Annotated in this window: 18 protein-coding genes; 9 read left to right on the top strand and 9 right to left on the bottom strand. The window is 36.6% G+C overall.

Annotated features, from left to right (window positions below; all coding sequences use genetic code 11):
• Nucleotide 1: 1 nt before the first annotated feature.
• Both GHT08_RS07530 and GHT08_RS07525 read left to right on the top strand, forming a co-directional pair.
• The gene (locus tag GHT08_RS07530) at nt 2–874 is read left to right on the top strand and encodes a carbohydrate ABC transporter permease (RefSeq protein ID WP_018930512.1); all 873 of its coding nucleotides are present in this window, start codon (nt 2–4) and stop codon (nt 872–874) included.
• A 13-nt stretch (nt 875–887) separates the two neighbouring features.
• Nucleotides 888–3,956 (top strand): alpha-amylase family protein, encoded by a 3,069-nt coding sequence (locus GHT08_RS07525; RefSeq protein WP_163580817.1) that lies wholly within the window; start codon nt 888–890, stop codon nt 3,954–3,956.
• 791 nt (nt 3,957–4,747) lie between these two features.
• Here the strand turns inward: GHT08_RS07525 and GHT08_RS07520 are convergent.
• The 3 genes from GHT08_RS07520 to GHT08_RS07510 form a co-directional block, all read right to left on the bottom strand.
• Complete coding sequence (locus GHT08_RS07520) at nt 4,748–6,250, bottom strand: extracellular solute-binding protein (RefSeq protein ID WP_163580816.1); 1,503 nt, start codon at nt 6,248–6,250, stop codon at nt 4,748–4,750.
• A 182-nt stretch (nt 6,251–6,432) separates the two neighbouring features.
• Complete coding sequence (locus tag GHT08_RS07515) at nt 6,433–7,311, bottom strand: AraC family transcriptional regulator (RefSeq protein ID WP_163580815.1); 879 nt, start codon at nt 7,309–7,311, stop codon at nt 6,433–6,435.
• A 668-nt stretch (nt 7,312–7,979) separates the two neighbouring features.
• Nucleotides 7,980–8,168, bottom strand: a complete 189-nt coding sequence (locus GHT08_RS07510; protein ID WP_163580814.1) for a hypothetical protein — start codon at nt 8,166–8,168, stop codon at nt 7,980–7,982.
• A 249-nt stretch (nt 8,169–8,417) separates the two neighbouring features.
• Here GHT08_RS07510 and GHT08_RS07505 point away from each other — a divergent pair, with 249 nt between their 5' ends.
• Nucleotides 8,418–10,976: a rhamnogalacturonan lyase gene (locus GHT08_RS07505; protein WP_163580813.1), complete on the top strand. Its 2,559-nt coding sequence runs from the start codon at nt 8,418–8,420 to the stop codon at nt 10,974–10,976.
• A 293-nt stretch (nt 10,977–11,269) separates the two neighbouring features.
• Here the strand turns inward: GHT08_RS07505 and GHT08_RS07500 are convergent, their stop codons facing one another.
• Nucleotides 11,270–11,737 (bottom strand): UPF0158 family protein, encoded by a 468-nt coding sequence (locus GHT08_RS07500; protein WP_163580812.1) that lies wholly within the window; start codon nt 11,735–11,737, stop codon nt 11,270–11,272.
• A 749-nt stretch (nt 11,738–12,486) separates the two neighbouring features.
• Here GHT08_RS07500 and GHT08_RS07495 point away from each other — a divergent pair.
• Together GHT08_RS07495 and GHT08_RS07490 are read left to right on the top strand one after the other, a co-directional pair.
• The gene (locus tag GHT08_RS07495) at nt 12,487–13,083 is read left to right on the top strand and encodes an HAAS signaling domain-containing protein (RefSeq protein ID WP_163580811.1); all 597 of its coding nucleotides are present in this window, start codon (nt 12,487–12,489) and stop codon (nt 13,081–13,083) included.
• An 86-nt stretch (nt 13,084–13,169) separates the two neighbouring features.
• The gene (locus GHT08_RS07490) at nt 13,170–13,772 is read left to right on the top strand and encodes an NDxxF motif lipoprotein (RefSeq protein WP_163580810.1); all 603 of its coding nucleotides are present in this window, start codon (nt 13,170–13,172) and stop codon (nt 13,770–13,772) included.
• Between the two features lie 235 nt (nt 13,773–14,007).
• Here GHT08_RS07490 and GHT08_RS07485 read toward each other — a convergent pair whose 3' ends face one another.
• The 4 genes from GHT08_RS07485 to GHT08_RS07470 are packed head-to-tail and all read right to left on the bottom strand — an operon-like array spanning nt 14,008 to nt 18,767.
• Complete coding sequence (locus GHT08_RS07485; RefSeq protein ID WP_163580809.1) at nt 14,008–15,087, bottom strand: MBL fold metallo-hydrolase; 1,080 nt, start codon at nt 15,085–15,087, stop codon at nt 14,008–14,010.
• Nucleotides 15,087–16,739 (bottom strand): ABC transporter permease, encoded by a 1,653-nt coding sequence (locus GHT08_RS07480; protein WP_163580808.1) that lies wholly within the window; start codon nt 16,737–16,739, stop codon nt 15,087–15,089. Before GHT08_RS07480 ends, GHT08_RS07485 begins: the two co-directional genes overlap by 1 nt.
• 39 nt (nt 16,740–16,778) lie before the next feature.
• Nucleotides 16,779–17,795 (bottom strand): ABC transporter substrate-binding protein, encoded by a 1,017-nt coding sequence (locus tag GHT08_RS07475; RefSeq protein ID WP_163580807.1) that lies wholly within the window; start codon nt 17,793–17,795, stop codon nt 16,779–16,781.
• Nucleotides 17,796–17,798: 3 nt separating this feature from the next.
• Nucleotides 17,799–18,767 (bottom strand): ABC transporter ATP-binding protein, encoded by a 969-nt coding sequence (locus GHT08_RS07470; RefSeq protein WP_163580806.1) that lies wholly within the window; start codon nt 18,765–18,767, stop codon nt 17,799–17,801.
• A gap of 147 nt (nt 18,768–18,914) precedes the next feature.
• Between GHT08_RS07470 and GHT08_RS07465 the strand changes: the two genes are divergently transcribed.
• The gene (locus tag GHT08_RS07465; RefSeq protein WP_163580805.1) at nt 18,915–19,808 is read left to right on the top strand and encodes a LysR family transcriptional regulator; all 894 of its coding nucleotides are present in this window, start codon (nt 18,915–18,917) and stop codon (nt 19,806–19,808) included.
• An 85-nt stretch (nt 19,809–19,893) separates the two neighbouring features.
• On the opposite strand, the gene hpaB is transcribed toward GHT08_RS07465, so the two are convergent.
• Nucleotides 19,894–21,321 carry a 4-hydroxyphenylacetate 3-monooxygenase, oxygenase component gene (hpaB, locus tag GHT08_RS07460; RefSeq protein ID WP_163580804.1) on the bottom strand — a complete coding sequence of 476 codons (1,428 nt, stop codon included), beginning with the start codon at nt 21,319–21,321 and terminating at the stop codon, nt 19,894–19,896.
• Nucleotides 21,322–21,617: 296 nt separating this feature from the next.
• Between hpaB and GHT08_RS07455 the strand changes: the two genes are divergently transcribed.
• The 3 genes from GHT08_RS07455 to GHT08_RS07445 are packed head-to-tail and all read left to right on the top strand — an operon-like array spanning nt 21,618 to nt 24,968.
• Nucleotides 21,618–22,481 carry an AraC family transcriptional regulator gene (locus tag GHT08_RS07455; RefSeq protein ID WP_163580803.1) on the top strand — a complete coding sequence of 288 codons (864 nt, stop codon included), beginning with the start codon at nt 21,618–21,620 and terminating at the stop codon, nt 22,479–22,481.
• Between the two features lie 60 nt (nt 22,482–22,541).
• Nucleotides 22,542–24,827, top strand: a complete 2,286-nt coding sequence (locus GHT08_RS07450; RefSeq protein ID WP_163580802.1) for an Ig-like domain-containing protein — start codon at nt 22,542–22,544, stop codon at nt 24,825–24,827.
• 3 nt (nt 24,828–24,830) lie between these two features.
• Nucleotides 24,831–24,968 carry a sulfatase/phosphatase domain-containing protein gene (locus GHT08_RS07445; RefSeq protein ID WP_163580623.1) on the top strand — a complete coding sequence of 46 codons (138 nt, stop codon included), beginning with the start codon at nt 24,831–24,833 and terminating at the stop codon, nt 24,966–24,968.
• The last annotated feature ends 241 nt before the right edge of the window (nt 24,969–25,209 follow it).

Below are 25,209 nucleotides of genomic sequence, written 5' to 3'. Positions count from 1 at the left end.
TATGCGAGAATCAGCAGTTCATTATGATACGGTTTCTAAACAGGCACGCAAGCGAAAAATCGTCAAACGCAGTACGATTTATTTGATTTTATTTTTGTTTACCATAGTCAATGCTTATCCAATATTTTGGATGATTATGAACTCGTTTAAAACAGGTCAGGAATTTTCCTTTGATCCATTTGGTTTGCCAAACGAGTGGGTGTTTACCAACTATGTGGAAGCATGGGTAACCGCCAATATTGGTTCATATTTCTTTAATAGTTTATTTGTCGGCATTGTCGCTTTACTTATTTGCATATTGGTTGGTGCATTTGCTTCCTACTTCTTGTCTCGCTTTCAATTTAGGGGAAGAAATCTATTATACGGCTTTTTTGTTGTCGGTTTATTAGTGCCCATTCATGCTACATTGGTGCCGATGTTTATCTTAATGCAAAAGCTTGGTTTCTTAAATACACATTTGGCACTGATTTTTCCTTATGTCGCATTTAATTTGCCGATTACGATTTTCCTATTAACTAGTTTTATGAGTTCCTTTCCGAAAGAAATTGAGGAATCAGCCATTATGGATGGTTGTGGACCCTTTCGAATTTTCTGGTCGATTATTTTGCCGATGAGTCGTCCAGCGCTAGCCACTGCTGTTATCTTAAACTTTATTAATAACTGGAATGAATTCTCATTTGCCTTAGTATTGATTAATGATAAAGCTTTAAGCACTTTACCATTAGGTTTAGCGAATTTTGCTGGTGAGTACACCACTAATTATACTGCACAAATGGCAGGGTTAACGCTTGTATTAATTCCAACCATTTTGTTCTATTTGATCATGGAAAAACAAATCGTCAATGGCATGACACAAGGTGCTGTAAAAGGTTAGAGGAGGATTATTGGTGACAAAGACATTAATTTTTTATGATGAACGATTTCCATACGATGGTGTCAGACCTTCTAATAGTTGGTTGCAACAATTAAATGATTCATTTGAGGTGGTAAATGCTAAGCAATTACCAGAAGCGTTAGGCAATCATCAATTCAATAGTTACATGCATTTACATGGGCCATACTTTCCAAAAGAAGCATGGCCGGATTTATTAGCCTTTTTCAAAAAAGGACATGGTTTACTTCATATCGGAGGTGCTCCATTTCGCAAACCTGTGCACCTATCGGAACAAGGAGAATGGAAGATAGAAAGAGCACAAACAGCTTATCATCGTCAATTACAGATACATGAAGTATTACCGGTTGATGAAGCCCCCATCGAAAAATTAGCTGCGGATAAGAAGATACCGGTTATGGAAGGAAAAGAGTCACTTTTTTCAGTTGAGCCGACACATAATCTGATCTTGCATGTAACACGTTTTCGCGATCGCCCAGAAGAAAATGGCTCCAGTGGCCCGATGGATGCGCATATATATCCACTGTTGAAAGGAATTTCCCAAGATAATCGAGAAGTAGCTGCACCGGCAGTATTAGTAGAAAATACGAAGGGTGATTTTGTTGGTGGCAGGTGGTTATTGATCAATCAAATAGTTGATGATCGGTTTTGGCAAAATGGCGGAATAGAAGCAATTGCAGAATGGGCAACTTTCGTTAGAAAAGGTGTGACGGAAATCTGGCTAAAACCAAATTATGCAACATATGAGCCAGGTGACAAGGCGTCTATTACGATTCAAATTGAGAGAATGGTTCAGCAAACAGAGGAATGGCAATTTGATATGACAATCACACACCAATCAGAATTAGTCTGGTCAGGGAGTGAAACAATAACAGCTACAGATGAGCTAGAATTTTTGCGAATACCTGTAGATGTACCGATTCAAAAAGGTCAGTACCTCATTGAATGTCATGCTACTTCTAAGTCAGGTGAAAAGCGTATTTTTACACAAGGCTTCTGGGGAAATGATCCGGATTTATTACAACAGGGAAGTGTGATGGAAGCTAGAAGAGATTACTTTTGGAAAGATGGCAGACCTTTCCCAATAGTTGGGCAAACCTATATGACTTCTGATGTTGCACGTAAGTTTATCTTTATGCCAAACGTAGCAGCTTGGGATCAGGATATGGCTACGATGAAAAAGGCAGGGATTAATTTTATTCGCACAGGGCTGTGGACGGCATGGCGCCATATGATGTTTATCGATGGTCACCCATCTGAAGAGGTATTGCGGGCGATTGATGCTTTTCTACTTACCGCTAAAAAGTATGATATCGAAGTAACCTTTAATTTCTTTGCTTTTACACCTATTGCCTATGAGGGTGAGAACCCGTATCTGGATCCTCGTAGCGTAAAAGCACAGAAACGATTTATTCGTGCATTGGTAGCAAGACATGCAGAAACAACCAATGTGCAATGGGATTTGATTAATGAACCGTCGATGTTTGATCCGAAGCGCTTTTTCCAGGGGCCACGCTCGGCACAGGATCGTTTTGAGCATGTAGCATTTGTGAAATGGTTGCAAGAAAGGCACGAATCGATTACGAAACTTCAGGAACGCTGGGATATGACACCAGCGGAATTACCCAACTTTGAGTCCGTGAAATTACCAGAACAGGAAGAGATTAATTTTGACATGGAGGATATGAAACGACCAAAGCAAGGTCTGCGCTGGCTGGATTATACGTTATTTACGATGGATATGCATAATCAGTGGGCACAAGAATTAACGGCAACGATTAAGTCGATTACTTCCAAGCAATTAGTGACAGTCGGTCAGGATGAAGCATTATACAGTCAGCGACCGACACCTTTTTTCTATCAGGAAGCTGTAGATTATACAACAGTCCATTCATGGTGGTTGATGGATCAGCTTGTTTGGGATGGTATTTTTACCAAAACCCCATTTAAACCGAATCTGATTCAGGAAACGGGGATTATGTATGTGGAAACAGCAGACAGTAAAGCGAAACGATCAGAGGAAGAATTACGTAATATTTTGGAACGGAAATATGCCTATTCTTTTTCTACTGGTGGGGCTGGTGCTGTACAGTGGTTGTGGAATACGAACTTTTACATGAATAATACTAATGAATCCAATATCGGTGCACTGCGAGCAGATGGCACACAAAAACCGGAAGCAGATGTCTCGTATGACTTTGGAAGGTTTATCGGTGAAATCCGTGATTTGTTTGTTGATCGTCAATTAGAAGAAGTTGCCGTCGTGTTTCCCTATTCAAATGACTTTTCCAATCGTAAATTTGCTTTTGACGCTACGACTAAATTAACGAGGGTACTTGCCTATCAAATGAATGTACCATTTCGAGCAATGGGTGAGTATCATCTGGAGGCATTGGAGGAACAACCGCCGAAATTATTGATTGTACCTAGTGCCCATAATTTTAGTAAGGAAGTAGCCGAGAAAATATTTCACTATGTTGAAAAAAACGGTGCAACTCTTTTATGGACAGGGCCATTAGGACTTGATGAGTACTGGGAGCATTCACAGAAGTTAACAGAACAACTAGGAGATTATCAATTATCTAATGTTGTACGTGAAGAAGTATTAACGATTGATGGTATTGATTATCCCGTTTCGTTCGGTGATCGCAGAATTGGAGAAGTCAATAAAGAAATAGCAGGTAAGAATACTAATCTAGTAGAAATAGCAATGGGGAAAGGTACGTTGTTATGGTCTCCACTGCCAGTTGAATTGAATGAGCGAACAAATGTGTTAATAGCTTTATATCAAAAAGCATTAGGTGGTGCAGGTGTAGAAGCAGAACTAGAATGGCTCGAAGGTGGCGATCTTCCGGGGATCTATGGAAGGAAATTGACCTTCCGCGATGGATATCTGTATACATTTGTCTCTGAGTATGCCGTTGATAGTCTCGTAAAAATAAAGGACCCTGCAACTGGGAAAGTATTTCAGTTTATGTTGGAAAAAGAACGATCTATTTTATTTGCGACAGATAAACAAGGTAGGATTACATCATCCTATCGTAATCATGATATTATGCTTTAACCGCTGAAAATTCCTAGATCGAAGTATTTATGCAAACAAGACAATATCTATATTCCTTAAAATTGGGAACGACCTGTCGAACTTTAGGTTGAAGATTATAATGTGATTGCTCCGTAAGATGGAAGAAATTAGTTAGGAGAAGCCAATCTTTATATTTCTAAGTGGATGTAAAAAATGTAGATATTATGCATTTTACAGAATGAGGAAGGAAGGTATGTGAATCAAGTTATAAACAATAATTCTTAACCTTGATTATACACTTTGGAAGAAATTACATGACATGAAGCAGTTCACATAAACAATATATAGAAAAGAGACAGAGGATGGTGTTGCTATCCTCTGTCTCTTGGTAAAACTAGGTTTCACAAATGACTTTGTATACTTACCCTTTTTCCGTATGGAATTACGTTAACCGGCGGGGGATTCCTATTTCAATTAGTAATGGAGTCTCTTGTATGGGTAACTATAGTACGTTATACTCTTTTGGTTGTTATGGATCGATAAAAATAAGTCATCAAGTTGTTTATAATGTTGCTGGAATTTGAATTCCCGATTAGTTCTACCCCTTTTTCTCCGTACACCTAACTGGATCTTCATTAATGAGGTCTGTTCATAATCAACTTTACCCAAAGTCATTGCCTTATATTATCAATTGGTGAAACTTCAGTCCATTCGTTTAGTCTCTTTTTTGTAAAAAGGTTTAATTATGACTGAAGTATAAAGATTTTGTTGTATGTTCAGAACTAGATAATTGAATGAAATGGAAGATGTTTCTGCCAAAATGTATGAATCTACTTTTTGTAAGCCTCATTATACTCAGAGATTACAGCGTCGCCACCACTGTTTCTCCAATTTTCAACAGCTTCATCAAATCCGGCCTCATCTATTTGACCAATAATGTAATTATACGTAGCATCCTCGATAATTTGATCTAAATGGCCACCATTATTTAAATATGTTTCCGAGATAAGAGTAAATGCAGGATCTTCAATTAAATAATTATCGTTATCTTCATATAACATATCTGCTTTTGTCCTAGGCTCATAACTATAATATCCTTCATAACGTCCGTTAGATGCTGACTCTCCTATCTCGAAGGAGGAATAAGGTTTTACTTCTAAGTCATGGAGATGTTGATTTTCATCCATAATATTTGCTTTTCCATCTACAACTTCGTAATGTTCATCTTCAATGCCCCAAATAATTAAATTAGCACCATCTTCAGTCATTAAGTAATCAAAGAATTCGAGTACTTTTTTAAGTTCCTCCTCTGTTTCAATTGCTGACTTCGGAAATAAAACAAGACTTCCAAATCCAGGGTTAGAGAACACCCCATACTCGCCGTCAGGACCTTCGATATAATTATGAACATCAAACTCGACATCTGGGTTAAGTTCTATTGCATCATTGTACATGCTTTGAACATCGCCCATAGTACCAACATACACTCCACCTGTACCGTTCACCATCATTTCAACTTGGTCAGTCTTACTAGTTACTGGAAAGTCTTCATTAACATAATTATTGCTGTGTATTTTTTTTAGATAGTTAAGTGTTTCTTTATACTCAGGGAACATAAACTCAGGTAGTAATTCGCCATCAACTTCACCCCAATTATTTGGAGTGCCAAACCAGGACGACATAGTTTTAAATGAACCACCTGTTAAAGTTGTACGATCGACTAAACCTAGAGTATCGTCTTCCCCACTTTTGTTTGGATCCTCTTCTGTAAAGGCTTTAATCATTTCATATAACTCAGCGGTATTAGTTGGAGTGGATAATCCAAGAGTATCAGCCCAATCCTTTCGATAAATAATACCAGCCCTAGATCGAGGTCTACCCATATATAAAGAATAAAGTTTATCATCCACTAGTTGATTAGATAAAATATCTTCGTTTAGTTTACTTAAATTATCGAATTCATCCAAATAGGGACCTATTTCCCAAAATTGTCCGTCTTGTATGGCATCTATAAATTGAATGAATGTTCCATATCCAGTGGGAACAGCTTGTGTAAGGGAATTAGTTGCAAAAGCTGAATTTACTCGATCATCGTAATTAGATGCTGGAATCCAAGTGATATCTAAACTAAAGCCTGTTGCCTTTTCTAATTCGTTTTTTAACTTATCATTTGGAACTTCGGGTGTGTGAAGCGGTACCATTATAGAGATCTCATCAGATTCATCGTTATCTAAGTTTTTAGAGTCTGTCTCTTCTGTTTTACTACAAGCACCCAAAAAGCATAAAATAGCAGCTAAAAATACAATTTGCACTAGTCTTTTTCTATTAAGCATAAATTACCTCCTCTTATTTGTTATTAATGGTTTCACCATTGCTAAATGTCTCCTTCCTGTAACTTAATTGTATGAGGAGTTTCTTTACCTATATTATTCATTTTACGTTCTCGTTTAACATATTGTTAACATTCATAAACAGGTTCAAAAAATACGTTGTTTCAAAAAGTAGACAAATAAAATTATTGAAGTGTAATTAGACTATCCACTTCTTTAGTATCTGTACGATATTGTGTAGGGGTCTTGCCAACATTTTTTTTGAAAACGCGACAATAATGAACATGACTTGAAAAACCAACTTTGGACGCAATGACACTTATTTTCAGGTCAGTTTCGTGCAACAACTTTTTAGATTCAATAATACGTACTAAGTGTGTATACTGAATTATTGTATAACCAGTTAGCCTATTAAATAATTGACATATATATCCTTCACTTAGATAGAACTTTTGAGATATTGTTGTCAATGAGAATGTACGATGAAAGTTTTCATTAATAAATTTTATAATGGAAGCAACAATCTTATTTTCGGAATTAGTTCTTGGTGAACTTTTGGAGTTAATAGTTTTCCGTTCATTATATAAACGTTTACTTGCAATAAGAAATTGTATTAGTAACGTTTGAATATATAAGGGGAAATTTAAATGTTCTTCCGTATATTCTTTTTCAAGCCTATATAATAGGTCAAGAAATTGATGGGATTTATCATCTGGGACTTTAATAATAGTAGGACCATTTATAAATAATGACTCTATTAAGTGGGATGCCTCTTTTTGAATATATCCATCATTAAAATTAAGTACAAATCGTTTATGTCTAGAATCCTTTGTAGTGCATGTCATGTGACGGACATTCTTATTGATAAAGACTATACTATTCTCTTCAATGCAATATTCCGTACTATCAATTAAGAATCTCCTTTTTCCTTCCAATAAAAAGTAAATTTCATAATCATTGTGTAAATGGTAAGATATCATGCCTTTTGAGGACCCTTTATTCTCGTAATGAAAATAGAAAGAGTGTTCACGATGTGAGATGTTAATAATATTTCTATTTCTCAATTTAATAACCTCCCGTCACTACTTAAAAAATATGGAGCATGTCGGTCAGCGGGTACTTCAAATAAATACATTTTAATAGGTTATACTATTCCGATTCTGTTCTAGTTGTCATAAAAGGATAAACTGTTCAATGAAACCAATTAATTGTTCACTAATTAAAATATGTGTATTCTTTCTGTTTGAAAGCGCATACATTTAACTTTATAAAAATTGTTTTTGTTCTGCTCTATAAAAGAATACTTTTTATAAGCTAATGCGTCTCTAGTCAAAATTCTAACTTATTTGGTAGTGAGACAATCAGTGAATTAGTTTTGTATATTTATATATTTCGCCATTCATTGCTTAATTCTATTTTATATTTATTATAATTTGCAGAAATAAATGAGTAAAGGGTGAAATAATTTGCCAATTTCATTTTCAAGAAACAATTAGCATTAGCTAAATATTTAAATGATGTTGATTTAAGGTTATGTAGCAAGCTTATTTTATAAATAATTTATTCAATGTGATTAGATTAAAAAAATATTAAGCTAACTCCGCAATTCATCAAAAAGGCCGTAGTAAGTGTGGAGATAGAAATGAAACTTTCTAACATTAGCGCAAGTCATCGCAATAAGAAGATTAATAATTAACATTTGACTTTAAAATCGAAAATAAATAATCATTCATTATTTTTTAAAGACATTAGAAATAATGATTAGAATGATACCAATGATTATCGCTGGTATTGAGAGGGAATAAACACTCGCAGGAACATCTTGAATGGTACCTATTGATTCATTAAATATAAATCCTGCAATAAAAATCAGAAAACCTAACCAAAAAATTACTTTGCCGAACAGAGTATGTTTTTTCATCGAATTCTCCTTTACCATCGCAAACTCATTTCTAGTTTAACATATTTCTCTTTATAAGAGATTGACCTCTGTTTTTTCATCATTTTCCTCTGATATTTGGAATTACTGAATCCGCTTTCTCTGATATAATCGTGTTCACGAAGGGAGGCGAGTAGGTTGAGCTAAGCAAACTTTCTTATACCAGTAAATGTAAGCGTTTACCAGGGTTATGTGGTATGAAAAGTTTCAAAAAATTAGAGGAGTGATTATTTGGGAAATCGATCGTTCACAAAAAGAGTATTTAGTTCAATCACAGCTGTGACTTTACTTCTATCAGGTGCAGCAAGTGTATCAGCAAATGAACATAACTCCAACGAACAAACGAATGCAACAGAAGGTATCCAGTTAGAGAATTTAGACAGAGGTTTAGTAGCTGCATCTACCTCTGAAGGTATTTATTTAAGCTGGCGCCTTCTAGCAAATGAAGTATCCGGATATTCAGATAATGGTCTAACAGGTGTGGATTTTAATGTATATCGCAACGGTGAAAAACTGGAAACAGTTGAGGATAGTACGAATTATTTAGATACGGCAGGTTCCTCTGATGATCAATATGTCGTTCGTGCAACAGTAGATGGAGAAGAAATCGATGAGAGTAAAACAACGATTCCATGGGATGAAGGCTATTATGATTTACCTTTACAAAAACCAGCGGACGGTGAAACACCGGTCGGGGAGTCATACACGTATCATGCAAATGATATGAGTGTTGGTGATGTGAATGGTGATGGTCAATATGAATATGTCGTAAAATGGGAGCCGAGCAACGCTAAGGATGTATCACAGGTTGGTTACACGGGCAATACCTACTTAGATACGTATACTTTTAATGGAGAATTACTTTATCGAATTGATTTAGGCGTTAATATTCGCTCCGGAGCACACTACACGCAATTTTTAGTTTATGATTTTGATGGGAATGGTAAGTCGGAAATCATGTTTAAAACTGCTCCTGGAACAAAGGTGATCAAGTACGATGAAGCTGGTGAGGTAGCTTCGGAAGAATATATTACAATGCCTGAAGAAGATATCGAAGCAGGATTTAGCCACGATGATGATTACCGGATGAGTAGCGATGATTATTATGAGCATGTTGTTGATTTATTTATGAGTTGGCATGACCAAGAAGAAGTTGAAAAAGGTGAATGGCCGGCTACTTTAGAAGAAGCTTTTGACATGGAACCGCAATATGATTATCCATTATCTAGAGAGGACGCAGAGAGTTTAGCTGATTACTTCATGGATGAGTATGCCCCGTCACGAAGCGGAAATAATGATCTTCGAAACTTCGAGGGCTTTATTTTAGAAGGACCAGAATATTTATCCGTGTTTGACGGTGAAACAGGAGGCGAGTTAGAAACGATCCATTATAAGCCTGCACGTGAGGACGATGGTTTGAGATGGGGAGATTATGCGATGTCTCGTATTGAACCAGGAAATCGTGTTGATCGTTTTCTGGCTGGAGTTGCCTACTTAGACGGGGAAAAACCTTCCGCCGTTTTTGCAAGAGGATACTATACGAGATCAACCATTGTTACTTATGATTGGGATGGAGAGAGTTTAAAGGAAAATTGGTATGTAGATAGTGGCTGGACCCCAATGAGTAACCCTTTTAATGATGGGCCTCATGGTGTAGATGGAACAGATGAAGAGTTCGGAACGATAACAACACAAGGGTTCCACTCTTTAAGTGCAGCAGATGTCGATGGAGATGGCAAGCATGAAATTGTTTACGGTGGTGCAACAATCGATCATGATGGATCATTGTTATATAGTACGTTCGCTGAAATGCCAGAAGAAGGAGCAGCGGAGGGTATGGCACGGTTAGGTCATGGTGATGCAATGCATGTAGCTAACATTGACCCAAATCGGCCTGGTTTGGAAATGTTCATGGTATTTGAAGGTGGAGCTTGGGCGCCGTATGGCTATGCACTCCGTGATGCAGCAACTGGTGAAGTGATTTATGGTGATTATACTGGTCGCGATACTGGGCGTGGCATGATTGGTGACGTACTTCCTGATGAACCTGGATTAGAAACATGGGCAGTTGGTATGCATACAGCAGATGGAAGAGAAATTGCCGATAGCTGGCAAGATATTCCGGGAACGAACATGAGCATTAGGTGGTCAGGAGATATGACAACCCAAATCATTAACGGTTCCAGAGACCAAACACCAACAATTGACCACTGGCAAAAGGGAACAGTTCTAACTGCTGAAGGAACGAGAACGAACAATTGGACAAAAGGAAACCCAAGCTTAGTAGCTGATATTTTTGGGGATTGGCGAGAAGAATTACTTGTAAGAACGGAAGATAGCTCCGCAATTCGAATCTACTTAAGTACAGAATTGACGGATCGCAAGCTATATACGTTAATGCATGATCCACAATATCGAGCTGAAGTAGCTAGACAAAATACGAGCTATAATCAGCCTGCGTATACGAGCTTTTATCTCGCTTCTGACATGGATTGGTCTCAAGTACCAATAAGGGATGTTTGGCTTCCAATCGATACATCAGCTCTGCAGGATTTAATGGATCGTTATATGGAATCAGGTGATTTATCTGGTCCATTAGCGAAGCAATTGACAAATACGTATCGACAAGCAGTTCATCATTATGAAAAAGGTTCAATAGATCAAGCAAGTAAGTTTATTGAAAAGTATTTAACTCAAATCGAGAAACGATCGATGCAGAAGCATATTTCAGAGGATGCTAAGAAAGTATTAGTGGAAGCGGCTGAAACTTTTCTTGAGCGATTGAAATAGTAGAAGGAGATTGCTAGTGTCAACAGTTCTGCGGACACATATTCCGCTATTTCAAATAAAAATAATAATTTGAAGGTGTTCATGGACATCTGTTCCGTTATTTCTTTAAATAAGTGTTCATTCAATGTTATTTGCACTTCATAATGGAATAGATGTCCGCTACATTCTTTAATAAGCAAACATTAGGAGGAATAGCGTACTAAATGTCCGTAATAATTGCAGTAGGGGATGATAGATAGCTTTTATTAAGCGATATCCATCGGGAAAAGTTAGGCATCAATTTTATACTTTACTTAATCCTTATAAGCAATATCAAACCTATCACAAAATTCAATTGCGTATTCCTTATAACACTGATTACGGTAATCATACCATTCTTGATTTAAGCCAAATGCTGAGATAGTATCTTTAAATCGGCGAAATGCACCTCGACCTTTAATCTTATCTAGTAAAATTTCTCTTTTTCGTGAATCTTTAACTTGAAAACAGAAATTTTCAATCATCTCGTATTCATCGATTTCAAATGAGGAAGGTAAAGCTATATACTTATCCTCTCCATCTTCTAAAATATCGATGGCGAGTTCGATTTGTTCTTGATGCCATTCAGGTAAATCATCATATTCCTCGATATTTTCAGCTTTACGAAAAAATTCGTTTTGTACAGACACAATTTTCCCGTTCGATTTGTTGACGAAAAATCCCATTTCGTCAGAGTTAAACTCCAATACATCGACTAGCTCTTGTAACGATACTTTGCTCAACAAGTTATCCTCCTTTTTAATTCATTGCTCAGAGAGATTTTGGTTTCTATCACGGTGCTGACCGTTCTATTAATGTAAGGTTTACTTTATGATAACAATTTTATCGTGAATATTTCTAATGATAATGAAAAAATCAATTACTTTGACTGAACCGTATCAATAAACACGTTGACACTTCGCTTTATTTTTAACAGGAAGGAAATGTCAGGGTCGCTGATTAATACGTGCTATATTTGTTCAGGGGGCCTATTCTCATTATTTCGTCCATTTAAATTTTTGCTATCTCCCATTAACTCCATATTTATCCTCTACCCAACCGCATTTTCCAGATTAAGGAACTGCGGATAGCTTGTCCTAGTACTGAATATACTCTTCTTGCGATAATTATAATGTTTACCGAACTGAGCTAAGAAGTTTCATATAGCCCAAATGTGGACTGAGTAATTCAGCATAACCCTAACAAACTGTACAAATATTAATTTTATGTAATTAATCACCTAAAAAAAGGAAAATATAGTATACTATACAGTGTAAATCAATAATCCACATTTATGGTCTTAGATGTTGAAAATCGAATATAACCAGTTGATTTGGGATGACAATCTCTGTTTAAGATCATCTTTTCTGTATTCGAAAATATAAGACAAAGATCGTGATAAAATCAGGAATTAATATACTTGACACACTAATTTCTGAATGGAATGAGTTCAAGCAAGTAATTAATTGCTTTATTTTGGAGAGTGATGTAAATGAAAAAAGATGAGTTTTTGAAGTTACTAAAGAGTAATTTGAAGTATATTTCTAAAAAAGAAAAAGAAAATATTGTTGCAGAATATTCTAGGTACTTTGCTGTGGAAGTGGATGAAGATAAGAGTGAAGAGGAAATATGCAAAAAGTTAGGAAAACCTAAAGAGATAGCTAAAGAATTAAATGCTGTCAATACTATCCATGAAATAGAAAATAATTTAAGTATTAAAAGTATTTCTAAAGCTTTATTTTCGGTTATGGCCTTAAGTGTTATGAATTTCATTATTATAATTGCAAGTTTATTTATCCTGCTTTTATTTACACCTGTTATCCTAGCATATTTAATCGGTGTACCGATTATGATTGTGTCTCCAATTATCTTAATTGTAATGGGGTTTATTAATGGATTTAATACATTAGGAATGAGTGAAATCTATGAAGTTTTAAGAGGAATCACTATTGGTTCTTTACTGGCGATTATTGGATTCTACTTTGGGAAGTTTATCATTAAACTTCTTATTAACTTTTTAGAATGGAATATTTCTAGGTATAAGGAAACTATAAATTTAAAAACACGGAAAATTGGTTGTACTCATTAATTGATGCGGACATTCCGTTTTTTTTTAGTCACCTCCAAAAGCTCTTTTTAAAAGATGGCAGTAGCAAATAAGAAGGAGAGAATGTGATGAGAAAAGGTTGTTTCATTATTTTAATTATTTTCACTTTAAGTGCGTGTTATCCAGAAGAAGATGTTGAATATACAGAAGAAAAAATTCCTCAGCTAAAAGATATAGAAGTACCTACCACCGTTTTTCAATCAGAAAAAAAGAATAGTTCCATTGATGAAGAAGAAATGAAAGCAAGTATTATAAAGTACTTAGACACGAACGAAGAGCTATTCATCGCAACATATCAATTCGAAGATATACTATATGCTAACGAAAAATTGAGTGAAAAGGAAACAGAAAAATTAAATGAGGTTATCAAGCTAGTAAAAGAAAATGACGAGAATTTTGCACATTATATTGTAAACAATACCTTGCCAAGAGGATATCAAGAAGATGTGAAGAGGATTAGCGATTATATTACCAATAGCAATCAGGTTATTGTTGAGATAAATGAGAATGTTGACCATTTAGTAGACAATATAAGTGATGGGAATATTTCAGTAGAAGATTTTAATATAGTTCCAGATAACATCAATCAGGTAACTGGGAGAGTACAAAAGGAAATAGAAAAGTTTCTTGATGAGAAGAATATTGAAACGAAAGCATTTGGTCGTGAGTAAAATCTAAATTAGATTAAACCATGGAAGGAAAAGATATTTGTAAATGCTAGACTAAACTAGACAGATTTTGGTTGATAGATTTGAACTCTTTTCGATTCCAAATTAACTCCAATCCGTTAACGTTTGTAACCCCCCACTTTAAGTTTCAAGGAAGTTAAAGTGGGGGGATAACAGACGCTAACACACCGCAAAAGGTTCGTTAATAATCAAAGCATCCACTGATTAAAGTCTCACGTTATTGAACAAGGTTATCAAGGATATAATTTTCGGTTCGTAACCCATCTAGAATTGTCTTCAAATCATTTCTCTCACTATGAAAAAAAATATATTCTTCGGCATCGATTGTTCTCACCAATGTCTTTAAATCTCGATTATCAGGATGTGATTTATAAAAAGGTGATTTTTCATCCTGATAAACACCAGTTTTTATTTCGGGAAAGCCAGCTACTTTATCTAATAATAGATAGATCCCCGTTTCTTTTTTCCCCTCATAGATGGTTACACGCTCACTTTGCATCAGTGCAGCTAATTCATTGATTTTTTCTTTATGTATGTTATCAGGATTTTTGAGATAACAATGTAAATGCTCCATTAATCCATGATCGATCACAAAGTTTCTATCAGGAAGTGCATGATAGAGCAAAAATAACAGATCACAGGCTTTTCCAGAGATCGTAATTGGAATCTGATAGCTTTCAGATGGATCTTTTAGTATCGATAAGATATTGTGGATACTATTCTCATAAGGCATAGTTTGAGCAGCATGTCCACTATCTATCAATGCGACATCATAAGAGAGTATAGCAGGTGTATCTGTTACTAATAGCGGGGAAGCAAGTGTGATATCCCCGGAGAAAAAGATAGATTGCTTATTTAGATAGAAGCTGTACCATACACTTCCAAGCATGTGTCCACTATAACCCCAAATGAATGAAAGATTGTCTGATATAGTAATCAGCTTTCCTCTTGTACGTTTATCAAAAGAGCGAAAACGCAAAGCATTTAGTGATGTACCTTGCCATTTTGGTATGATGTTTTGCAATTGCTGTAGACTGGTTTCACTCATCCATACGTCACCCTGGAAGCCCTTTTCCGCTAATAAGGGCAGTGCACCAATGTGATCGTTATGAATGTGAGAGATAAATACTGCTTGAATCGATTGTGCTATTTCTTCTGTAATGACTGGATATACTTCTGGGTTTCCATTTCTTACGCCGCAATCAAGCATAATGCGTGTGTTGGTTGCTTGGTCTGTTACTAAAAAGCAGTTTCGACCATATTCTCGTACTCCTCCAAGCACGGTCACATCAATCATTAGTTTGTGTGTAACGCCTTTCGTTGTAAGAGTTCAATGAGAAAAATGCAAATCACCGTTAATAATACAGTGATTACTGCCATTGCCATTCCTTTTGATACATCACCTTGTTCAAATTGGCTATAAATAAAGGTGGCACTAGTTTCCACTGATGGAGGGAGAATAAGTAAAGAACCAACTAATTCACGCATCGAAATAATAAATGTCATCATCCAACCCGCTAATATCCCTTGTCCCAATAGCGGTAACCATACTTTTAATAAAATCATCCAGTAGTTGTGAGCGAACACCGCATTGGAATGGTGAATGGATGGATGAAGTTGGGACAATGCTGATTTCGTATATTGAACAGAATAAGGTAAGAATAGCACAATATAGGTAACGATAGGCATCCAGTTAGTATTATAGATAGTTGCTGGAAGCCATCCTGCATTCCAGAATAGAATCAGGCCAACGACAAAGACAATACCAGGAATGATATTGGACAATAGACTAGTAAAATCAAGGAACTGTTGTGACTTCTTTTTAGCATCTCTAATATATAGTGTTGCACAAAATCCGATAAGAGCGGCTATAGTGGAAGCAACAAAGGCAAAGTTAATACTATTCATAAGCGCTGTGAAGCTAGATGAACCAACAGTAAATAGCTCAGCATAGTGACTGAGTGTTACATTACTTAAACTAAGCGGCTCTCCACGAACTTTTAATAGGGAAGTAGCAATGATTGAAAAATAGGGTACACCAATTGATAGTCCGATGATAATCACTACATATCCACTAGAAAAGATTCGAATCAATAGTGAATCTTTCAGTTGGTTAGAACTCATCGATTTACCAGAATGGGTGCCAAACGTATATTTACGACTAATTACATTCTGGATATACCAAATCACCATACAGACGCTCAGCAATAGTAAAGATAAGCTGGTGGCTGCTGATATATTGATCGGCCAGCGTGATAAATAGGCATGAATCTCTGTTGTAAAAACATCATAGCCAATTCTTTTACCAAAAGTGGCAGGTGTTCCGAATTCAGCTAATGTTTTGATAAAGACGAGTAATGCTGCCATCACATAGCTTGAAATCAGTAATGGCAAGATCACTCGGATCCAGTTCAAGACAGGGTTACCACCATAAATCATTGTTGCATCTTGAAAAGAACCGTCAATTCTCATCAGTGCATTTTTCAGCATTAAATAAAGAAAAGGATACAGATGCATGCTCATAATAAAGACCATTCCAGCTACACTGAAAAAGGTGAATGGTGCCTCTGTAGTAAAGATTTGCTCATAATAACCATTGTGTTGCATAAACAAAATCCAACCCATTGAACCAATATAGGGTGGTGTCATAAAAGGAATGATAAAGACAATATCTAACCATTCACTTTTGACCAGAAAGGTTTTGGTTCTGATAATAGCAAGCGGAAGTGCTATACATGTTGTAAGAGCAATGACATATACACCAAGTAATAGAGAATTTTTCATGGTTTGGACAATGCTATTATTTTGTAAAACCGATAATAATGAGTCAAATGACAAAGTGCCATTCTCAAAAAAAGTATAGCCGAGCACCGCAATAAGTGGTGCTACAGCTAAGATAGTAAGTATGATAAACAACGCCGTAAAAGGGGCATGTCTACGTAGAATCATACGTATTCCTCCATTATCTTACGTCATCACGTAGAAGTTTTAATCCATTGATGTGAACTTGTTTAATGTTTCTACCTGTTTTTCCTCGATATTCTCCAAGTCTAATGGAAGTGTAGGTATATCACTCAAAGGAGCGCGGTTATTCAATTCAATCTCATTATTACCAGGTAAAATATATGCATCTGCAACCAATTGTTGCGCAGTGTCAGATAAAAGAAAATCTATATATTCTTGTGCGCCTTCAACGTTTTGCGCATCTGCTAATATACCTGCAGCACGTGGGCTAATAACTGTGCCACTTTCCGGATAGTAAATATCAACTGGTTCTCCACTGTCTTTTGCTTTATAAGTCATATAATCTACTGCAGAAACAACGACATCATTATCTCCTGTGATGACAGAGTTTAATGCTTCTTTATTCGCTCCTGCTATTAGTAAATTGTTGTCTAGCCAGTTTTGAATTGTGTCCCAACCATTATCATTTTGATTCGTTAAGCCATATAGAAAATCAACAGCAGAGCCAGAAGAAGTTGGGTCAGGCATTGCGACACGTCCTTGCCATTCTGAATCACTAAACTCATCCCAATCAGCATCAAGTGAATCCACTTGAATAGTGTTATAAACAACACCAAGAGCGGCAGCACTATATCCATAATAATAATGATCAGGATCGCTCCATTCAGGGTTCATGCTTTCACCGTTTTCCGATTCATAAGCTTGAAGTTTATCCTCGGATTTTAAACCTTCCATTGATGGAACAGAAGCAAGTACAACAACATCAGCAACTGGATTATTTGCTTCTGCTTCTAAACGAGATAGAATTTTTCCTGTAGTACTTTGGAACATTTCGACTTTGATACCTGTTTCTTCTTCGAAAGCTTCTTGAATATTTTCTGCTAGCCCTCCTGGTCCAGCAGAATAAACGGTAATCGTATTCTCATCAGTAGAAGTGTTGTTTTCTGCACCTGAAGCTTCCTCAGAGTCAGCTCCACAAGCACTTAGTAGTAATGCGGAAGTAAAGATTCCTGCCATTGCAGTCCGTTTTAATTTTCTCATAGGTTACGCCTCCTGTTTTCTTAAAGAATGAATATTATTTTCTTCGACATAAAGCTTAATTTTAGCGCCTTGTTCATGCGGGTGATGGTCATAAAATTTCCACAACTGACCATTTGTTTCGACAAAGATGACGTAACGGTCACCTTCATACGTACTTTTCTTCACAACCCCCGATCTTAATGTTGTATTTGTATGTGGATAAAGATGAACATTTTCTGGACGAATCATTTTCTCTTTATCCTCTACCCAGTTGGTCTTGCCAATGAAGTTTGCTACAAATGGATTGGCTGGAGTATGATAGATTTCTTCGGGTGATCCTGTTTGGACAACGTCTCCAGTATCCATCACAATCATGCTGTCTGACATCGCCATTGCTTCTGTTTGATCATGTGTGACAAAGATCGCTTGTGCACCAATCGATTGGACAATGGCTAAAATCTCCTCACGCATCTGTTCACGTAAGATTGCATCGAGTGCGCTGAGCGCTTCATCGAAAAGGATAAGTTTCGGATTAATGGCAATAGCTCGAGCCAATGCTACACGCTGTTGTTGTCCTCCTGATAATTCCCCAGGTTTCATGGCTGCCTTTGCATCTAGTTTTACTTTTAACAGGGCGTCGTGAACAATATCAGCTCGTTCAGACTTGGGTACCTTTCCTCGTAGACCAAATGCAACATTTTCAAAGACTGTCATGTGCGGCCATAGCCCAAAATCTTGAAATACCATGGCAATTTGGCGCTTGTTTGGTTTTACATTAATTTTCTTTGATTTAGAAAAGATGGTCTTGTCATCGAAAAGGATCTCCCCAGATGTTGGTTCTGTCAGCCCTGCCAACATTTTTAATAATGTTGTTTTGCCACAACCTGATTGACCGAGAATCGTAACAAAGGTGTCTTCTATCGTTAGATCAATCGGTTTTACTGCTTGGATATTGCCATATTTCTTCTCGATGCCTTTTAAGCGAATAATCATGTTATCCTCTCCTCATTTTCTCCTCACTATTAAGTGTAGAGAACAATTGTTTAGAGAATATTAACTAACTGTTAACATTAAATTAAAAAGAATCTGATAAAATCAACGTACTGTTAGAAAAAATCTAAAATACTTTAGGAGGATAAAGTGAATATTCAAAAATTACATGTCTTGATCTCATTGGTAGAAACGAGGAAAATGACAGATACAGCCAATTTACTAGGTTTGTCTACGCCTACTGTATCTTTCCATATTAAATCATTGGAGGAAGAGTACGGCATTAAGCTTTTTCGTACCAATGCGGGAGGGTATAGACTGACAGACGCAGGAGAGATGCTCTATCATTATGCCAAGCAATTGAGTCAAATCAATGATGCATTAGAAAAAAGTGTGGAAGATTATAAGAATGGGGAAAACGGCTCTATCAAACTAGGGGCAAGTGGTGTACCTGCCCAGCTTTTTATGCCGGAGTTAATTCACCAGCTTGCTGAACGGTATCCGCGTATCAAGGTATCATTAGATGTTAAAACTGCCCCAGAAATAGAAAAAAAACTACTATTTCAAGAACTAGATTGTGGGTTAGTAATGGAAACGGGAAATAAGGAGCCAGACCTTGTATATGAACCAATCACGAGTGACAAAATTGTCTTGGCCTTTAGCAAGACGCATCCTTTTGCTGGGAAGGAGGGCTTAGGTGAAAGTGATTTATCTCATCAAACATTGCTCGTGCACAGACTATCAAGTTCAACAGGACATTTCTCCAAATCATGGTTACAAGAACAAAAGCTACAAATGGAAATGATTCAACTAGATTCTGTTTCGACTATTATTAAAATGCTATCGTATGGGAAAGCTGTAGCATTGATTTCGAAAAGGTTAATAGAAAAAGAAGATCATTTAGCTTATATTGAATTTGAAAATCAAGACTTAGAAAGGCAAATTCATTTTGTTTATCATCGTAATTTATGGATAAGTGGCCCGTTTCGATATTTTCAGAAGCTTGTTTTGGGGTTGAGTGAGAGGTCAGAAATCACTAACTAATGTGAACTTGGTCATTCAATTTTACGCCTTCAGTAGATGGTTAGAAGGTGCAAAAAAGACGGGGACAGCCATTCATCTCCCGTCTTTAATCGTATGTCAAAAAATTTTTAATATAGTCTGTATGTTTTGTAAAATCATATTGTTTGTATAACTCACTTGCTAATCGATTCGGACTTCCGAGAAAAAAGCGTTCATATTGGGTTTGTCTACTTCCAAATGAACTCATTGTTGTATCCCAAGCTAAGCGAAATAATTGTACACGATCTTTTGCTTCTAGTGTGGCACTTTGCAAATATTGATCTAAATCTGTTCTAATCTCGGACTCAAAATCAGCCTCGGTTGGAATAGATACCAGTCCGCTTGATCCTAGTAATTGAACGATTTCCGTTAGTCGAGCATATACTTTTTGAAAAGTAGAGGTCGCAACTTGTAAAGGGGTGAGTTCTGGCCGCATTAGTTCAAATTCGTCTCTTTTTGCATTGGTTTCTGCTTTGATTAATAAGGCTTCCATCGTTTCAAGTGCTGTTATCATTTCAGCCATCATTTCTTGAACGTGGGGATATTCACTAATATTAATCGTATTGACAATAGACTTTGCCAATCCCACCATAAACTCTGTTTTAATAACCTGTCTGCTAACGATTTGATGTAAGGTAAAGGGAGCAAATCCACTTGCATTCTTAAAGGTGTTGGATACTTCTATATTGTTATAAAAGAATACTCTTTCCCATGGGACGACTACATGATCAAATACCACTAAACTATCTGACTCTTCAAACCGAGAGCTGAGTGGATAATTATAAGTTGACTCCCCTCCGACAAAGGATTCTCTGCTAATGAATTTCAATCCATTTGTTTCGCTTGGAATGGAAAAAGCAAATGCGTAAGCTTTATCAGAGATACCACCAGGAGAAAAGACAATAATTTCATCGGTAATGCCACCTTGGGTTGCTAGTAAGCGAGCTCCTTTAATGACAATTCCTTCTTCATTCTCGGCAACCACTTTCGCTGCGATTGGTTCATCAGTGTCTTCAAAGTAAAGTTGTGATCGATTAACTTGTGGGCTTATAAATGTATGTGTAAAAGATAAATCCTCTTCTCTTGCCTTTTCATAAAAATTAATCAAATGTTCGGGGAAGCAATTTTCTTTACCATTTAATAGTTGAGCCGAAGCAGCAAAAGTCATTAATACAGTATTCATATAATCAGGACTCCTACCAAGCATACCTCCACTCATCTTCGCCCACTGTTGAATCATTTTTCTGCGTTTTATAAGTTCTTCCGTTATAGTTGGCTGTAAGTAAGAAGTACCAACTAAATCTCCTGTTACAGGTGAAGGATAGGTCATGAAGTTTTCTTTATGTTGTAGGTCGTAAAGGGAGGCCTGACTGTTAATGATCTTTTTAAAGGCAGGATGTTCAAGAATGTTAATAACTTTTTTTCCATTGTGCCAAAGTTCTATTTGTCGTGTTTTTATTCGATTTCGGTATTCTTCCCCTGTTATTGCTGGCATACTTCTACACCCCTTATCACAAAAATAAACTTACATTATTATATTTTTTAGGGAGAAATATGTTCCGGTTAGCAAATAGCTGAAAACAAGTTTTGCCGACATAATTGAAAAAGGAAAGGAGTCCGGCGGAAAATGATGTGGTTAAGGGATAATAGTATTTGTTTCAAGCAGGGACATTCCCTAGTTATACTGACGATTACAATACCTTAGACTTAGGTATTATTGCACTTCCCATATGAAAGGTAATTCGATATGCTAAAATTACTTTCCATAATAAAAATAGAGGAGGAATAGTTTTGGCAGATAAGGTAAATGTGTCTTTACGAAATCAGTCTTTTTATATCGATTATTCCCGTGGGTATGAAAATAGCCGTGATATGCAACATTATCATCTTCATCAGGATTATGAGATTTTTTATTTGCTTGAAGGGGAGAAAATTTTCTTGATAGATGGAGAGAAATATGTAGCAAAAAAAGATACTATGATGCTGATTAATAAAAACATCCTACATAAAACCATCGTTAATGATCATAACTATCAACGAATCGTCTTGAACTTCCGGGATTGTTTTCTTTTGGAAGCTGATCAAATCCTTCTTTCTACTTTGTTTAACAATGGCCCTCATCTGCTCTCAGTTAAAAATCCAACCATATTTCAAACCATTTTAGAAAAGATGTTAGAAGAATATTTCCTCGATCATTCTCACAGTGATCGTTACTTACAGTTACTTCTGTCACAACTACTAATGGAATGTGAACGACTGATCCGAAGTCAAACGTCTATAGAACATGCAACTGCTAATCGTCATCAACATGCATTAATAAATGATATGATCACCTATATCAATGAACGTTTCCACCAAGATATCACATTGTCCATCCTTGCTGATACGTTTTTTCTTCATGAGCAATCGATAAGTAAATTATTCAAGCAATCTATTGGCTGTAGTTTTACAGAATACTTGAATGCGGTACGGATTACGGAAGCGAAGAGGCTACTAACGGAAACAAAGATGAAAATCAATCAAATTACGAGGAAAGTTGGCTATACCAACCATGTTCACTTTTGGAGAATCTTTAAGAAATTCACCGGCATGTCACCAAATAACTATCGCCAACAAGAAACAACTAAATGTAAGCGTTTCAAAAACAAAGCATAAAAAAATGTAATCTAGTCATTGATAAAATAAAGTTAATCAATGATGGAGGTGAATGCTGAAATGAAAAACTTAAAGAAGATAAGGCACATGTGGATGATTGCAATCATCATGATCTTACTGGTTCCATTGATGGAAGTTAATATGGTACAAGCAGAAGAAGCTGAAGACGAGAAAGTACTTGCTTTTCCTGGAGCAGAAGGCGGAGGAAAATACACATCTGGAGGAAGAGGTTATGATGTGTATGAAGTTACAACAACAGAGGACTACGGTGAAGGAGAAGAACCGATTAAAGGATCACTGAGAGATGCAGTAAGTGAAGATAATCGTACGATTGTTTTTCGTGTGTCAGGTACCATTCATTTGGAACAACCATTGCGAATTAACAGGAAAAACCTGACGATAGCTGGGCAAACAGCACCTGGAGACGGTATTACTGTAGCAGGCTATGGTACAGATATTAGTAATTCAGAAAATATTATTATCAGATATATGAGATTTCGCCCAGGTAGTGCTAATACTCACATGGAATTTGATGCATTTGGCGGACGAGATATAAAAGATGCCATGATTGATCATGTTTCTGCAAGTTGGGGGATTGATGAAGCTTTTTCTTTATATCGAAATGAAAATACTACGGTACAATGGAGTATGATAAGTGAGAGTCTATTAATCTCTGGCCATTCGAAAGGCAGACATGGCTATGGCGGAATCTGGGGCGGACATAATGCGACTTTCAGCAATAATCTAATCGCAACTCATATTAGTCGTACACCTGCACTTGGTAATGGTGGCAATACAATTCATCCAGTAGCAAATGATGAGCTGGTTAATAATGTCATTTATAATTGGGGATTTAATTCCATGTATGGTGGGGAAAACCAGCGGAATAACATTATGAACAACTACTATAAGCCGGGTCCGGCAACTTACAACAATGTCAGCCAGCGAATTATTAGCCCTGGGCGTGATGGTGAACCAGGCTGGTTTTATATTGATGGCAATGTGATGCATAATAATGATGCTGTCACGGCTAATAATTATTTAGGGGTAGAAGATATTAAAGAGGATGTTACCTTTGGAGACGAACCTTATCCAGTTGCCTATCAGGATGAGTTAAATGTGAAACCGGCAGAGGAAGCATATGAGCTCGTGTTAAAAAGAGCGGGTGCCACTTTGCCGAAACGAGATCCCGTAGATGCACGTATTGTTAACGATGTCAAAAATGGTACAGGTCGTATCATTAACAATGAACTGGAGGTAGGTGGTTTCCCGGAAATGAAATCAGAAGAAGCACCAGTTGATAGCGACCATGATGGAATACCGGATGCGTGGGAGATTGAAAATGGACTTGATCCTGAAAATCCAGAGGATGGAAAGGAGATCACGGAATCTGGATATTCCAATTTGGAGTTGTATCTGAATTCATTAGTAGATATGGAACACGAACCAGAAAATCCGGATGTAGCGTTGGTTTCTCCTCGTGTAAATAGTATCCATGAGACAAATAAGGATATCACGTTTAACGTGAAACTAGAAAATAAACAAGACATTGAGAAAGTAGAATATTATCGAAATGATGAAAAAATGGGGGAAAGTTCAGGAAAGTCATTCTCCTTCACATGGGAAAATGCTCTCGAAGGAACATGGTATGTCTCTGCTAAAGCAATAGATAAAAACGGACGTGCTACTCAGACTACATCTACTCCTATTTATGTGAATACCAAAAATCAATCTGGTGAATGGAAATCGAAAGACATCGGAGGAGTTGCAGTTAAAGGTAACGCTAGTCTTGAAGATGATGCTCTAACAGTAAAAGGCACCGGCCGTATAATCGGAGATAAAGATCAATTTCAATTTGCTTATCAAAAATTGAAAGGTGATGGGTCTTTAACCGCAAAAGTTTCTAGTATAACCAAATTAAATAACAATGCGATATCTGGTTTAATGGTAAGAGATCAACTATCACCTAATGCTAAAACAGCGATGATCAGTACTTCTGTTGTAAAGGCAGACCGTCAAGATACATTGTATGCGATACATTTTTCATCGAGAGATGAGAAAGGAGCGGATATCATTGCACCGGGTGAAGACGATAGACCGGAAGAAAATGGAGTTCCATCACTATTAAACACTGATATCCCATATTGGTTAAAAATTGAACGAGAAGGTAATCTGATGACAGGATATGCATCTGAAGACGGAGAAAACTGGGTAGAAGTTGGTCAGCAGCAAATCAATATGTCCGACAACATTTATATCGGATTTGCAGTTGATGGCTCACAAAACCCTAACCAGTTGATTCACTATACTACGGCAACCTTTACAGACATAGAACTGGAAAAATAGTAATTGAATAAGAGTAAAAAAACCACGCCACTTCTAATTGATTTCGCGCCGACGTTATTAGATGCAGCTGGTATTGATGTACCAGAAGATCTGTCGGGAAGATCCTTTTTACCGTTAGTTACGAATAAAGTAACAAATTGAAAAAATGAAGTCTATATTCAGATTAGTGAGGTCAAAGAATATTTTCGTGAGAGATTAGTAGACTACATTCGGAGAGTAGAAGGAGAAACGGCGGAAGAGGGATATTTATCAATTATTTTTTATAAACATGCTAATGTTAATTTCTTTTGTTCAGGATACCATATGATAGAAAAATAAAATCACAAGTACATGGTTGTAAAAAAAGTATCTGTCATTAAGTAAAAATAATGACAGATACTTT

Origin of the sequence: Gracilibacillus saliphilus (assembly GCF_010994085.1) — a bacterium.
GTDB classification, from domain to species: domain Bacteria; phylum Bacillota; class Bacilli; order Bacillales; family Amphibacillaceae; genus Gracilibacillus; species Gracilibacillus lacisalsi.
This window is presented reverse-complemented; position numbering and strand designations above follow the sequence as displayed.